Here is a 12,712-nt window from a genome sequence, read left to right on the forward strand (position 1 = left end):
GTAAATACGTTGCGCTGCTCCGGACGGACGCGACTGTCGCCGTTCGGCGAATGAACAGCTATTTCGGTCGGCGCGGCGGAGCCGACTCGGGAACCAATGCTGCTCTCCGGGACGGTCATCGTCGACGCGGAAACGGTCATCGACGACGGCGCGGTCGTCGTCGACGGCGACACCATCGCCGCGGTCGGCGAGCGACGCGACCTCGTCGACCGCTTCCCGGGCCACGAACGCCGCGAGTTCGGCATCGTCGCGCCCGGCGTCGTCGGCGCGCACGTCCACTCCGTGCAGTCGCTCGGCCGCGGCATCGCCGACGACGCGTCGCTTCTCGACTGGCTGTTCGACCACGTCCTGCCGATGGAGGCCGGCCTCGGCGCGGAAGGGATGCGGCTCGCCGCCGAACTCGGCTACCTCGAATGCATCGAGTCCGGCGTCACCACCGTCGTCGACCACCTGTCGGTCGCGCACGCGGACGAGGCGTTCGACGCCGCCGTCGACCTCGGCATCCGCGCCCGGATGGGGAAGGTGCTGATGGACACCGAGTCCCCCGACGGCCTGCAGGAGGACACCGACGCTGGGCTCCGCGAGTCCGAGCGGCTCATCCGGGAGTACCACGGCGCCGCCGACGGCCGCATCCGCTACGCGCTGACGCCGCGGTTCGCCGTCTCCTGCACCGAGGCGTGTCTGCGCGGCTGCCGCGACCTCGCCGACGAGTACGACGGCGTCCGCATCCACACGCACGCCTCGGAGAACCGCGACGAAATCGCGGCCGTCGAGAAGGAGACCGGGATGCGGAACGTCCACTGGCTCGACGAGGTCGGCCTGACCGGCGAGGACGTCGTGCTCGCCCACTGCGTCCACACCGACGAGTCCGAACGCGAGGTGCTCGCCGACACCGGGACGAACGTCACGTACTGCCCGTCGTCGAACATGAAGCTCGCCTCCGGCGTCGCGCCGATTCCGGACTACCTCGACCGCGGCATCACGGTCGCGCTCGGCAACGACGGCCCGCCCTGTAACAACACGCTCGACCCGTTCACGGAGATGCGGCAGGCGAGCCTCCTCCAGAAGGTCGACGCGCTCGACCCGCGGACGACGCCCGCCGAAACCGTCTTCGAGATGGCGACGCTGAACGGCGCCGAGGCCGCCGGGTTCGACCGGGTCGGCGCGCTCCGCGAGGGATGGACGGCCGACGTCGTCGGCGTCGACACCGACGTGACGCGCGCGACGCCGCTGCACGACCCGCTGAGCCACCTCGTCTTCGCCGCCCACGGCGACGACGTCGCGTTCACGATGGTCGACGGCGACGTCCTGTACGACGACGGCGAACTGCTGACCGCCGACGCCGACGACATCCGCAGACGCGCCCGCGAGTTCGACGTCCCCGGCGCCTGACGCTCCCCGTCGCCGAGTCCGGTCGGTCTCGGCTCGCCCTTCTCAGCCGGGCCGTGCGTCGCGGTATCACCTGTGAGGAGGGTTCAAGACGGGGTGACGCGTCTACTCGCCATGAGTTCCCCGCACTCCGGAGCCCGCGCCTCGGAGTTGACGGACGGCGACCTCCTCCGTCCGATGCTTCGCGTGGCGTGGCCGCTCGTGCTGATTCAGCTGCTCCAGGTGATGTACAACGTCGGCGACACGTTCTGGCTCGGCCGGCTCTCCGCGGACGCCGTCGGCGCGCTCTCGCTGGCGTTCCCCATCGTCTTCCTGTTCATCTCGGTCGGCGCCGGCTTCACCGCGGCCGGCGCGATTCTCGTCGCCCAGCACACCGGCGCCGACGTCGACCGCGAGGCCGGCCGCATCGCCGGGACGACGCTCGGGTTCGTCATGCTGGTGTCGCTAGTCATCGCCGCCGTCGGCTACGTCGCCGTCGAGCCACTGCTCGACCTGCTGCCCGCCGACGCCGCCACCGCCGCGAACGTCGTGCCGCTCGCCGCCGACTACATGCGGGTGTTCTTCCTCGCGACGCCGTTCATGTTCGGCTTCTTCGTGTTCGTCTCGCTGATGCGCGGCTACGGCGACACCCGCGGCCCGCTCCGCGTCATGGTGGTGTCGGTGGCGCTGAACCTCGCGCTCGACCCGCTGCTCATCTTCGGCTACGGCCCGATTCCCGGCTTCGGCATCGAGGGCGCCGCGTGGGCGACGCTGTTCGCGCGGCTCGTCGCGACCGCCGTCGGCTGGTACGTCCTGTTCGGCACCGACCGCGGCCCCGCCGTCCGAGTCGGCGACCTCGTCCCGGACCTCGACATCGTCCGCGACGTCGTGAAACTCGGCGTGCCGTCGGCGCTCGAACAGTCGAGTACGTCGTTCGCGTTCGTCGTCCTGACGGCGATGGTGTCGACGTTCCCGCCGGCCATCGTCGCCGCCTACGGCCTCGGGAACCGGCTCATCTCGCTGGCGTTCCTGCCGGCGATGGGGCTATCGCAAGCCGTCAACACCGTCGTCGGGCAGAACCTCGGGGCGCACAAGCCCGACCGGGCGTGGCGCGCCGTCCGCGCCGCCTTGACGGTCGCCGTCGCCGTGATGATTCCGGTCAGCCTGCTCACCTGGCTGTTCCCGACCGCCATCGTCTCCGTGTTCCTCCCGCCGGACGCGCCGGACGCCGCGACCACCGTCGGCTACGCCACGTCGTACCTCGGCGTCGCCGCCGTCATGTTCGCGTTCACCGGCGTCTTCGAAATCGGCCGCGGGGCGCTCCGCGGCGCCGGCCGGACCACGTCGGCGCTCGCGTTCGCGTTCCTCGGGCTGTGGGGCGTCCGCGTCCCCGCGACGTACCTGCTGGTTTTCGAGTACGGCTGGGGAACCACCGGAATCTGGTGGGCCGTCGTCGCCGGCGACGTCGTCGGCGCGGTCGCCGTGCTCGCGTGGCTGCTCCACGGCACGTGGACGACCAGCATCGTCGACCCGGCGGAACACGCCCCCACGGACGACTAGCTGGCCGGAGGCGGCGCCACAGCGGCCGTTCGCACCGGAGACGCCGGAGCCGACGGAGACGCCGGAGCCGACGAAGACGCCGGAGCCGACGAAGACGCCGGAGCCGACGGAGTCGCTCAGCGCCTCACAGAATCGCGCCGCTCTGGAGCAGCGAGATGAAGACCGTGAGCACCGGAAGCGACACGAGCGTCGACACCAGCACGACGGTGCTGACGTACTCAGGGACGGTGACGTCGCCGATGCGGAGGTCGTCGGCGAACTCGCCGACGAGAATCACCGGGGTCACAGCCGCCGGCATCGACGCTTCCAGCGCGAACACGCGGCCGACCTCCGGGTTCGAAAAGCCGATGACGGTCGCGATCCCGACGGCGACGACGGGCGCGACGCCCATCTTCAGCACCGTCGGCGTCGTCGCCTGCGAGAGCGCCGCGCCGTAGTCCGTCCGGGAGAGCTGGATGCCGAGGATGAGCAGCATCACCGGAATGGCGGAGTCGCCGACGAGCTGCAGCGTCGTCATCGCGGAGGTGCCGGTCGGCGGGACGACGCCGAGCCAGCGCGCGCCGAGCGCCGCCGGAACGGCCCACACAAGCGGAATCCGGACGACGCGCTTCACGCCCGCGAAGCCGCCGCTGCCGCCGGCACGCGAGGCGATGTAGACGCCGAGCGTGTAGACGAGCACCGAGTAAATCGCCATGAACAGCACCGCGACGGCGCGGCCCGTCGCCGGGAACGCGAACGCCGACAGCGGAATCCCGTAGTTGCCGCAGTTCGGGAACGTCGCGGCGAGCACCAGCGCGGAGAGCCGCGGTTCGTCGGCGCCGAGCAGCCGACCCACCGCCTCCGCGAGGACCGCCATCACGACGGTGTAGCCGACGATAGCCAGCGCGAGATTCGCGATTGTCTCGCCGGAGAGCGACGCCGTCATCAGGCTGTGGAAGACGAGCGCCGGCGCGAGCACGTAGACGCAGATGGTGTTCAGCGGCCCCGGGTCGACGCCGCGGACGCGGCCGAGCAGGAACCCGATGGCCGCGACCGCGACGATGGGGAGGACAGCGCCGGCGAAGATGTCGAGCAGCGCCACAGCGGCGAATCACCGGCGTCGGTAAAGAGGGGTTCGGAACCGGCACGGCACCGACGAGACGAGACGACGCGGACCGGACGCTCCGATGCCACCGGCAGTCACGGGCTGCTCGGGCCGCGCGGCGTTACTCCTCGACGTCGATGAGCCGGTAGCCCTCCGGCGTCTGCCGGACGACGTCGCGCCGCTCCATCTCCGAGAGCACCTCGCCGAGCCGGCTCGGCTGAGCGATCTCCATCTCGATGCGGTTCACGTCGTGGTACTCCGCGAGGTAGTGCCGGATGTCGTCGCGCGTGAACGTCCGGTCGTCGGCGCGCTCCATCACGCCCGAGATGAGGTCGACCATGTCCTCGATGAAGTTCCACGGGTAGACGACCCACGTCCACTCCTCCAGCTGTTCGCCGACGTAGTCCGGGTCGAACTCCGAGGTCTGGAGCAGCTGCAGCGTCGCGGTCCGGATGTCGCCGGCGCCGCGCTCCTCCACGTACTCCTGGGCGCGCTTGATGGAGCCGCCGGTGTCGGCGATGTCGTCGATGATGAGGACGTCTTTGTCCTGCACGCTCCCCTCCGGCATCGGGTAGCGGACGGTCGGCTCGCCGGACTGCTGGGCTGCGCCGACGTAGTGCTCCATCTTCAGGCTCGTCAGGTCGTTCAGCCCGAGGAAGTCGCAGATGCATCGGCCCGCGAACCAGCCGCCGCGCGCCAGCGCGACGACGACGTCCGGCTCGAACTCGGCGGCCTTCACGTCGTTGCTCACCTGCCGGCAGAGGTCGTAGATGTACTCCCAGTTCGTGACGGTGCAGTCGAAGTCGTCCGGGAGGTCGCTCATTACGTAGTTCCTCGCGCCGGCCCCCCTAAAAGGGTTTACAGCCGCGCCTGAACGTGTGTTCAGGCTGTGGTGAACGCCGACCCCGGCTCGTCCGAGCGCCGGCGGCCGAATACCGCGGTTCAGGCGGTCGTCGCGGCCGCGGTCAGTCGGGGGTCGGGTCGAACGGCTGCCAGTCGCGCGGCTGCCCGGGGAGACCGCGGACGCGGAGTTCGGGGGCGTCGTCGGCGTCCCGCACCTGAATCCGGCCGGTGCAGAACTGCGAAATCGTGCTGACGGTGCGGTCGTCGTGGATGGCCGGGTCGATGAGGAACACGCCGATGCCGTCGACGGCGTCGATTCGGCCGACGAGCGTGTGGACGAACCGGGAGACGGTCTGGAGGTCGCCGAACGACAGCAGCGTCGACAGCGAGCAGAGCCCGGTCCGGACGCGGTCGAGCCCGGAGTGGTTGAACTCCCGGTAGACGTCCGAGTAGCGCATGCCGATGCCGGTGAGGTCCGACGGGCTGGCGACCGACAGCACCCGCGCCGGCGTCCGCTGGTCCGCCTGGCCGACGCAGTCGAGGATGGCGGTGCGGTCGGACGCGAGTTCGAGGCCGACGCGCCGGCAGTCCTCGCTGATTCGCCGCGCGCGCCGGTTCGTGGTGATGACGATGGCGCCCTGGTCGTCTCCGCCGGCGAGCATCCGCAGTGCGAGGTCGCGGGTGCCGACGTGCGTCGGCCCCTCGACGAGCACGGTCGAGCCGGGGCTGACCTCGGAGAGCGGCAGCCCCTCGAAGGAGTACGGGTCAGTCATCGGTCTCACCGACGAATTCGTCGAGTCGGCGGCGCAGTTCCAACTGCTCCATCGCCTCGTCCGCGAGCAGTTCGAGGAGTTCGCGGTCGCGCTCGGAGAACGCCCGCGGGTCGTCGTGGTAGACGCAGAACGTCCCGATTGGCTGGCCGCTCGGCGTCACGAGAGAGGCGCTGGCGTAAAACCTGATGTCGGCGGCGGCCAGCCCCTCGTTCCCGTCGAACCGCGGGTCGTCGGCGACGTCCTCGATGACCGTCACGTCGTCTTCGAGGATGGCGTAGGTGCAGACGGTGTCCTCGCGGTCGAGCGGGTCGAACGAGACGCCGTGACAGGAGAGGAAGCGCTGCTCGTGCTCGTCGACGAGTCCGACAGCGGCGGCGTTGACGCCGAACAGCGCCGTCGCGAGTTCGGTGAGCCGGTCGAGGGACGCGCTCAGCGCCGCCGGGTCGGCCGCGTACCGGTCGAGCGCCTCCAGCCGTGCCTCCTCGGTCTCCGGCAGCGGATAGGCGGTCTGCGCGCGGAACGCGAGGCTGTGTTCGACCAGGTCGACCAGGTCGTCGAGGGCGTCCGGGTCGTCCTTCGGGAGGTACTCCGCGACGACGTCGTTGAACGCGGCCGTGTCGACGTCGTCGAGCGGCGTCGAAGTGAAGAGGACGCAGGCGGCGTCGGCGGCGGCCGAGCGCGCCTCCGCGATGAGGTCAAGCCCCGTCCCGTCGGGCAGTTCGTACTCGGTGACGAGGCAGTCGACGTCGGCCTCGGGGATGGTGTCGGCGGTAGCGTCGGCGTCAGCATCGGCGTCGCCGTCTCCACCGAGCGCGGCGCGGGCCTCGGTGAGAGAGCCCGCGGCTCGAACGTCGAAGCCGGCGTCGCTGAGCCGCTCGCCGGCCTCCCGGCGCGCCGCCGAGTCAGGGTCAACGCAGAGTATCATGTCGAAGTCACCGCTTCGTTCGTAGTCGTCTCGGTTCCGGGATATACGTGACGGCGACGACCGTCGAGAATGGGGGAGAATCGCCGTGCGGCGCGCCGACTAATTTCCGCGACGAGCGCAGTGATATTTCGAGCGCCCAGCGGCCATGGCCGAGCCGAGGTGGCCGACGAGGAAGTCCGCGAGCACCAGCCAGACGCCGACGCGTGCCGGGAGTTCGACGACCGGTCGCAGTCGGAGGAACCCGCCCGTAGCCATCGTGAGCAGGCCAGCGATGGGCCATTTTGGTTCGTTCACCCGCCGCATCCGACCGCCGCGAGCAATCCCGTGTCGAATCCGGGGAGAAGCGGGGCCCGGAGCGGCCGGTCGCAATCCACACGCTTTAGCGCCGCTCGGACGAACGGCCGAGCAGAACGATGACCATCGGCTTCATCGGCGGCAGCGGAATCTACGAGGCGCTGCCCCTGACGAACACGCGGACCGAGTCGGTGACGACGCCGTTCGGCGAGCCGTCCGCGCCGCTCGAAATCGGCGAGTTCGGCGACACCGGACGCGAAATCGTGTTCCTGCCGCGGCACGGCCCGGACCACCAGCGGTCGCCGACGGACCTGCCGTACAAGGCGAACATCTACGCGCTGAAGCAGGCCGGCGTCGAATACGTGTTCGCGAGCAACGCCGTCGGGTCGCTCCGCGAGGACCTCGCGCCGCAGACGCTCGTCGTCCCGGACCAGATTTACGACCGGACCAAGCGCCGTGACCTGTCGTACTTCGGCGACGGCGTCGTCGTCCACCAGCAGTTCACGCGGCCGTACAGCCCGAAGCTCGCAGAGCACCTCGCGGCGTCGGCGAAGGCGGCGACCGAGGGCGGCGTCGTCGACGAAGGCACGTACGTCTGCATCGAGGGGCCGCAGTACTCGACGCGCGCGGAGTCAGAGTTCTACCGCGAGCAGGGCTGGGACGTCGTCGGCATGACCGCGGTGCCGGAGGCGAAACTGGCGCGGGAAGCCGAGATGGCGTACGCCACCGTCGCCGGCGTCACCGACTACGACGTCTGGAAGCAGGACGCCGAGGTGTCGCTCGAGGAGGTGCTGGAGAACGCCGCGGCCAACGAGGAGGCCATCAAGAACACGGTCGAACACGCCATCCGGACGTTCCCGGACGGCCTGGAGTGTGAGGCGCACGGGTCGCTCGAAGGCACCATCAACACGCCGACGGAAGCGATTCCGGACGAGACCCGCGAGAAACTGGACCTGTTCATCGGCGACTACCTGTAGCCGGCCGACGGCGACCCGGGTCAGTCCGCGGTCGCCTCGTCGCCGACGGTGGGCGCGGAGCCGTCTTTCACCCACAGGTCGCCGAACAGGTCGTCCTGCTGCAGCCTGATTTCGCCGCGGTGTGCGAGGAACAGCAGCGCCAGGTACGTCATGACGGGGGTCTGCCCGGCGCCCCGAATCTCCCGGAACAGCACCTCGGTGCGGCCGCGGTCGTACTGCGGCCGGAGTTCCCCGCGGACGTCGTCGATGACGGCGTCGATGTCCTCCTCGTGGGTCGTGCCGGTGACGTCGTCCTCGCCGGGTTCCCCCTCGCGGCGCAGGTCGTCGGCGCCGTGGTACTCCAGCGTCTGCGTGCCGCGGGAGAAGCCGCGCGGCGACTCCGAGGTGTCGTACTCGCGGGACTCCTTCCACCACGAGCCGCGCTCCGCCTCCCGGAGTTCGCGGACGAGTTCGTCCAGCGTCTCCGGGGAGCCGCGGGTGGACTTGCGGTCCAGCCGGCGGTCCATCTCGTCTTCGAGCGCCGACACCGGGTCGAAGCCGTCGTCCGCCGGGGCGTCACCGGCCTCCATCGGGCCGTCGCGGAACGCCTCCTCCCACGGCTCCACCTCGTCGGCGTCCTCGTCGTCGTCGTCGCCGAGCATCGCGTCGGACTTCATGCGGAGTAGCACCGACGCGTAAAACAGCGCGCGGCCGCTTGTCCGCAGGTCGGTCGAGTCGAGCCGGTCGAGGAACGCGTCCGTCACCTCGACGACATCGATGTCCCACGGGTCGATTTCGCCGTCCTCGGCGAGCTGGACGAGCAGCTCGACCGGCTCGACCTCGTCGTCGTCCGTCGCGTCCGCGGGGGCGACGTCGCCGGGCGCCTCAATCATCCGCGGACACCTCCGGCTCCGGCCCGGGCGTCTCGCCGTCCTCCCCGAGCTGGATGCCGGTGACGGCGGAGATGTTGTTCTCCTGCATCGTCACGCCGATGGCGCGCTCGGAGCGTTCGAGCAGCGCCGACCGGTGGCTGACGACGACGAACTGGGCGTCGCCGGCGAGTTCGTGCACCATCTCGCCGACGCGGTCGGCGTTGACGGCGTCGAGGAACGCGTCGACCTCGTCGAGCGCGTAAAACGGCGCCGGGTTGTGCCGCTGAATCGCGAAGATGAACGCGAGCGCAGTCAGCGACTTCTCGCCGCCGGACATCGCGTCGAGCCGCTGTACCGGCTTGTCCGCCGGCTGCGCCTTCATCGTCAGGCCGCCCTCGAACGGGTCGTCCGGGTCTTCGAGGACGAGTTCGCCGCTGCCGGCGGACAGCCGCTCGAAGATGTCGCGGAACTGCTCGTCGATGGCCTCGAAGGCGTCCATGAACGTCTGCTTTTTCTGCTTGTCGAACCTGTCGATGCGTTCCTCGATGGCGTCGCGCTCGTCCGCGAGGACGCTCCGGCGCTCCTGGAAGTCCTCCAGGTCGGCCTTCACGTCGTCGTACTCGTCGATGGCGAGCATGTTCACGGGTTCGAGCGCCTCCATCTCGGATTCGAGCCGCGAAATCTCCGATTCGACGGTGTCGTGGTCCGGGATGTCGTCGGCGTCGTAGTCGCCGACCTGCGCTTCGAGCTCTTCGATCTCCCACTCGAGCCGCTCGGCGGTCTCGCGGAGCGACTCCAGTTTCGACGCGACGCGGTCGACCTTCGCCTCCTGGTCGTCGCGCGCCGACTTCGCCTCGCGGAGCTCCTCCTTGACGGCTTCGCGGTCCTCTTTCAGGTCGGACAGCTCGTCTTCGAGCTCCGCGATGGCGTCCCGCTTCTCCTCCAGAGACGCCTCCTTGTCGGCGATGGCGTCCTCGAACTCCGCGATGCGTTCCTCGGCGTCCGCCTTCTTGTTCTGCGCCTCCTCGACGGTGTCGTGGAGGTCGTCGACGGCGTCCTCCGCGTACTGCTTTTCGAGCTGCAGCTCGTTCAGCTCGCCGTCGAGGTCGTCCATCCGGGTTTCGAGTTCGTCGATTTCCTCGCGGATCTCGTCGGCGCGGCTGGACAGCTCCGGAATCTTCGAGTCGGCCAGCTCCGCCTCGATGTCCGCGATTTCGGACTCCACCGACTCGATTTCGGATTCGCGCTCCGCGATGTCCTCGTCGAGCGCCGTCATCTCCTCGTCGACGGATTCGCGCTCGGCGCGGAGCTCCTCGAGCCGGTCTTCGAGCTCGCCGATGCAGTCTTGCTTCTCCTCTAACTTCTCCTCGGCGCGCGCGACGTCCGCCTCGATGTCGCGGACCTTGTCTGCGGCTTCGGAGGCGCGCGACCGCGCGTCGTCGAGGTCGCTCTCGACCGCGGAAATCTCGGTTTTCAGTTCCTGCCGGTCGTCCTCCAGTTCGTGAATCTCCTCGGCGACCCGCTCCAGTTTGCCCTTGCCGCTTTTGGAGAAGCTGTAGCGGGACCCGCCGCCGGAGCCGCCGGTCATGGCGCCGGACTTCTCGACGAGGTCGCCGTCGAGCGTCACCATCCGGTAGTCGCCCATGAACTGCCGCGCGGTCTGCATGTCCTCGACGACGAGCGTCGACCCGAGCACGTACGAGAAGATGGGGTCGTACTGCGCGTCGTAGTCGACGAGGTTCCGCGCGAAGTCGACGACGCCGGGGTCGTTCGGCTGCCGCGGCAGGCTCCGGTCGTCCATCTTCGTGATGGGGAGGAACGTGGCGCGACCGGCGTTCCGCTGTTTCAGGTAGTCGATGCAGTCGGAGCCGACGCCGTCGTCGTCGACGACGACGTTCGCCAGCCGGCCGCCCGCCGCGGTCTCGCACGCCTTCGCGTACTCCGCGTCGACGGACGCGAGTTCGCCGACCGGGCCGTGGACGCCCGAGAACTCGGCGTTCGTGATGGTGGTGACGGCGCGCGGCCACGACGTGTCGCCCGACGAGTCCGCGCGCGCTTCGAGCTGTGAGTACTCCTGCTGTCTCTCCCGTATCTCCTCTTCGACGTCGTCGAGTTCGTCCTGCAGCTCCCCCTTTTCGGCCTGGAGGTCGTCGATGACGTCGTTCGCGGTCTGCTCGTTCTTCTGCGCCTTGTCGAGTTCGGAGTGCAGGTCGGAGATGCGGCGCTTCAGGTCCGGAATCGCCTCCTCCGCCTCCTGAATCTCGGCTTCGACCTCCGAAATCTCGTTCGACCGGCGGCGCGCGTCGTCGAGCAGCCGGTCCTTCTCGCGCTGCAACTCGTTCTTGTCGGCCTTCAGCGACTCCAGCCGCTCTTTCTCGTCGGCGAGGTCGGATTTCAGCTCGTCGAACTCGGTGTCGGCGTTGTCGATTTCGGACTGAATCTCCGCGACCTCGGTCTGCTTCGAGGTGAGCGTCGACTTCAGGTTCGCCTTCTCCACCTTGATTTCGCGGATGTCGGCGTCGAGTTCGTCGATTTCCTCTTGCTTCCGGTCGATGGCGATGAACGCCTCGCGGCGCTCGGTTTCGGCCTCCTCGACGCGCTCCTCCTGGTTTTCGATCTTGCCTTCGAGCCGGGAGATGTCGCCTTTCACCTCCTCGATTTCCGACTTGATGGCGAGCTGTTCGTCCTCGCCTTTCCGCTCGATTTCGGCGTTCAGCTCGTCCAGTTCGGCGTCGAGGTCGTCGACCGCGGCCTGCCGCTCGTCCAGTTCGGCGCGCAGCGTTTCGAGCCGCTCGGACCGCTCGTCCAGTTCGGCGCGGGTGTCCGCGAGGTCCGACCGCTTCTCTTCAAGTTCGGCGGCCTGCAGGTAGCCCTCGTACTCCTGCTTCTCGTCGCGGAGCTCCTGGTACTGCAGCGCGGTTTCGCGCTCGTCCGAGAGCTGTTCGAGCCGCTCCTCTTTCTCCTCGATGCGGAGGTCGGCCTCGTCGATGCGGTCCTCGACGGTGTCGAGTTCGGCGAACGCGTCCTCCTTTTTCCCGTCGAACTCGGCGACGCCGGCGATCTCGTCGATGATTTCGCGGCGCTGCCCCGGCGTCATGTTGATGATTTCGGTGACGTCGCCCTGCATGACGACGTTGTACCCCTCCGGCGTGACGCCGGCCTGCGCGAGCAGGTCCTGGATGTCAGAGAGGTTGACCGACCGCTCGTTCAGGTAGTAGTACGAGTAGTAGTTGTCGTCTGTCTCCTTGACGCGGCGCCGAATCGAGATTTCGTCGACGTCGCCGACGTTGTCGGTGCCGGCGGCGTTGACGACCTGCGACCGGTCGAGTTTGCCGTCCGTGTTGTCGAGGATGACTTCGACGCTGGCCTCCCGCTCCCCGCCGCCGGCTGACTCGTCGCCGTCGTGGCCGGGGTTGTAGATGAGGTCAGTGAGTTTCTCTGCGCGGATGCCGCGCGTCCGCGCGAGGCCCAGCGCGAACAGCACGCCGTCGATGATGTTCGACTTCCCGGAGCCGTTCGGGCCGGTGATGACCGTGAAGTCCTCGTAAAACGGGATGCGGGTCTTCCGCCCGAAGCTCTTGAAGTTGTCCAGAACGAGTTCCTTGATGTGCATGAGTGGTGGCTGTGCGACGGTCGTCGCACGGGGAGGGCCGCTTACGCGACGATGATGTCGTCGGAGTCCTCGGCGTCGCCGTCGTCGCCGTCGTCGCCGTCAGCGTCGGCGTCCTCCTCGGAGCCGCCGCGGGCGGCGGTCTGCGCCGACCCTTCCGACTCGACTGGCCCGTCGTCGTCGGCGGCGGACTGCTCGGTCGCCGACTCGTTCGGCACGAACTCGGCGTGGCTGTCGCCCGACTCCGACCCGGACTCCTCGACGGTCGTCGCCGCTTCGAGCTGACTGATTCGCTCCTTCGTCTCGACGAGCTCCTCGGTCAGTCCGTCGACTGCTGCTTGCAGTTCGGCGACCTGCTTCTCGAGGTCCTCAACCCTGTTTCCCATACCCGGTTTGGCACGCTCCAGGCGTATAAACCCGCGTCAGA

General features: G+C 68.9%; 10 protein-coding genes. 3 read left to right on the forward strand and 7 right to left on the reverse strand.

Annotated elements, in window-relative coordinates; genetic code table 11:
- The first annotated feature begins 96 nt into the window (after window positions 1-96).
- A complete protein-coding gene (locus tag ACQUS7_RS01860) occupies window positions 97-1,392 on the forward strand; it encodes a 5'-deoxyadenosine deaminase (protein WP_435144063.1) in 1,296 nt (431 codons plus the stop codon).
- A gap of 111 nt (window positions 1,393-1,503) precedes the next feature.
- Complete coding sequence (locus tag ACQUS7_RS01865; RefSeq protein ID WP_435144066.1) at window positions 1,504-2,928, forward strand: MATE family efflux transporter; 1,425 nt, start codon at window positions 1,504-1,506, stop codon at window positions 2,926-2,928.
- Window positions 2,929-3,052: 124 nt separating this feature from the next.
- Here ACQUS7_RS01865 and ACQUS7_RS01870 read toward each other — a convergent pair whose 3' ends face one another.
- The 4 genes from ACQUS7_RS01870 to ACQUS7_RS01885 all read right to left on the reverse strand — a co-directional run bounded on the left by ACQUS7_RS01870 (window position 3,053) and on the right by ACQUS7_RS01885 (window position 6,553).
- Complete coding sequence (locus tag ACQUS7_RS01870; RefSeq protein ID WP_435128271.1) at window positions 3,053-4,009, reverse strand: AEC family transporter; 957 nt, start codon at window positions 4,007-4,009, stop codon at window positions 3,053-3,055.
- A 124-nt stretch (window positions 4,010-4,133) separates the two neighbouring features.
- Window positions 4,134-4,835: a phosphoribosyltransferase gene (locus tag ACQUS7_RS01875; RefSeq protein WP_435128269.1), complete on the reverse strand. Its 702-nt coding sequence runs from the start codon at window positions 4,833-4,835 to the stop codon at window positions 4,134-4,136.
- Between the two features lie 142 nt (window positions 4,836-4,977).
- Window positions 4,978-5,628, reverse strand: a complete 651-nt coding sequence (locus ACQUS7_RS01880) for a DUF7504 family protein (protein WP_435128267.1) — start codon at window positions 5,626-5,628, stop codon at window positions 4,978-4,980.
- Window positions 5,621-6,553 (reverse strand): GAF domain-containing protein, encoded by a 933-nt coding sequence (locus ACQUS7_RS01885; protein WP_435144071.1) that lies wholly within the window; start codon window positions 6,551-6,553, stop codon window positions 5,621-5,623. The genes ACQUS7_RS01880 and ACQUS7_RS01885 overlap by 8 nt, the downstream gene beginning before the upstream one ends.
- A gap of 413 nt (window positions 6,554-6,966) precedes the next feature.
- Between ACQUS7_RS01885 and mtnP the strand changes: the two genes are divergently transcribed.
- A complete protein-coding gene (gene mtnP, locus ACQUS7_RS01890) occupies window positions 6,967-7,824 on the forward strand; it encodes an S-methyl-5'-thioadenosine phosphorylase (RefSeq protein ID WP_435144074.1) in 858 nt (285 codons plus the stop codon).
- Between the two features lie 20 nt (window positions 7,825-7,844).
- Here mtnP and ACQUS7_RS01895 read toward each other — a convergent pair whose 3' ends face one another.
- From ACQUS7_RS01895 to ACQUS7_RS01905, 3 genes are read right to left on the reverse strand one after another with little or no spacing between them, the layout of a single operon-like run.
- Entirely contained in the window at window positions 7,845-8,696 is an 852-nt protein-coding gene (locus ACQUS7_RS01895) for a segregation/condensation protein A (protein ID WP_435144077.1), read from the reverse strand.
- Window positions 8,689-12,288, reverse strand: coding sequence for a chromosome segregation protein SMC (gene smc, locus ACQUS7_RS01900; RefSeq protein WP_435144079.1), 3,600 nt, complete (start codon window positions 12,286-12,288; stop codon window positions 8,689-8,691). The genes ACQUS7_RS01895 and smc overlap by 8 nt, the downstream gene beginning before the upstream one ends.
- Window positions 12,289-12,329: 41 nt before the next feature.
- Window positions 12,330-12,671, reverse strand: a complete 342-nt coding sequence (locus ACQUS7_RS01905; protein ID WP_435128260.1) for a DUF7518 family protein — start codon at window positions 12,669-12,671, stop codon at window positions 12,330-12,332.
- Window positions 12,672-12,712 lie beyond the last annotated feature (41 nt).

Source organism: Halobaculum sp. P14, from assembly GCF_051195155.1.
Classification (GTDB): Archaea; Halobacteriota; Halobacteria; order Halobacteriales; family Haloferacaceae; genus JBNTKA01.

Bases quoted from the DNA above. Each gene is read 5' to 3' on its own strand.
- smc (WP_435144079.1), bottom strand. From the start codon at position 12,288: ATGCACATCAAGGAACTCGTTCTGGACAACTTCAAGAGCTTCGGGCGG.
- ACQUS7_RS01895 (WP_435144077.1), bottom strand. From the start codon at position 8,696: ATGATTGAGGCGCCCGGCGACGTCGCCCCCGCGGACGCGACGGACGAC.
- ACQUS7_RS01865 (WP_435144066.1), top strand. From the start codon at position 1,504: ATGAGTTCCCCGCACTCCGGAGCCCGCGCCTCGGAGTTGACGGACGGC.
- ACQUS7_RS01875 (WP_435128269.1), bottom strand. From the start codon at position 4,835: ATGAGCGACCTCCCGGACGACTTCGACTGCACCGTCACGAACTGGGAG.
- ACQUS7_RS01885 (WP_435144071.1), bottom strand. From the start codon at position 6,553: ATGATACTCTGCGTTGACCCTGACTCGGCGGCGCGCCGGGAGGCCGGC.
- mtnP (WP_435144074.1), top strand. From the start codon at position 6,967: ATGACCATCGGCTTCATCGGCGGCAGCGGAATCTACGAGGCGCTGCCC.
- ACQUS7_RS01860 (WP_435144063.1), top strand. From the start codon at position 97: ATGCTGCTCTCCGGGACGGTCATCGTCGACGCGGAAACGGTCATCGAC.
- ACQUS7_RS01880 (WP_435128267.1), bottom strand. From the start codon at position 5,628: ATGACTGACCCGTACTCCTTCGAGGGGCTGCCGCTCTCCGAGGTCAGC.
- ACQUS7_RS01905 (WP_435128260.1), bottom strand. From the start codon at position 12,671: ATGGGAAACAGGGTTGAGGACCTCGAGAAGCAGGTCGCCGAACTGCAA.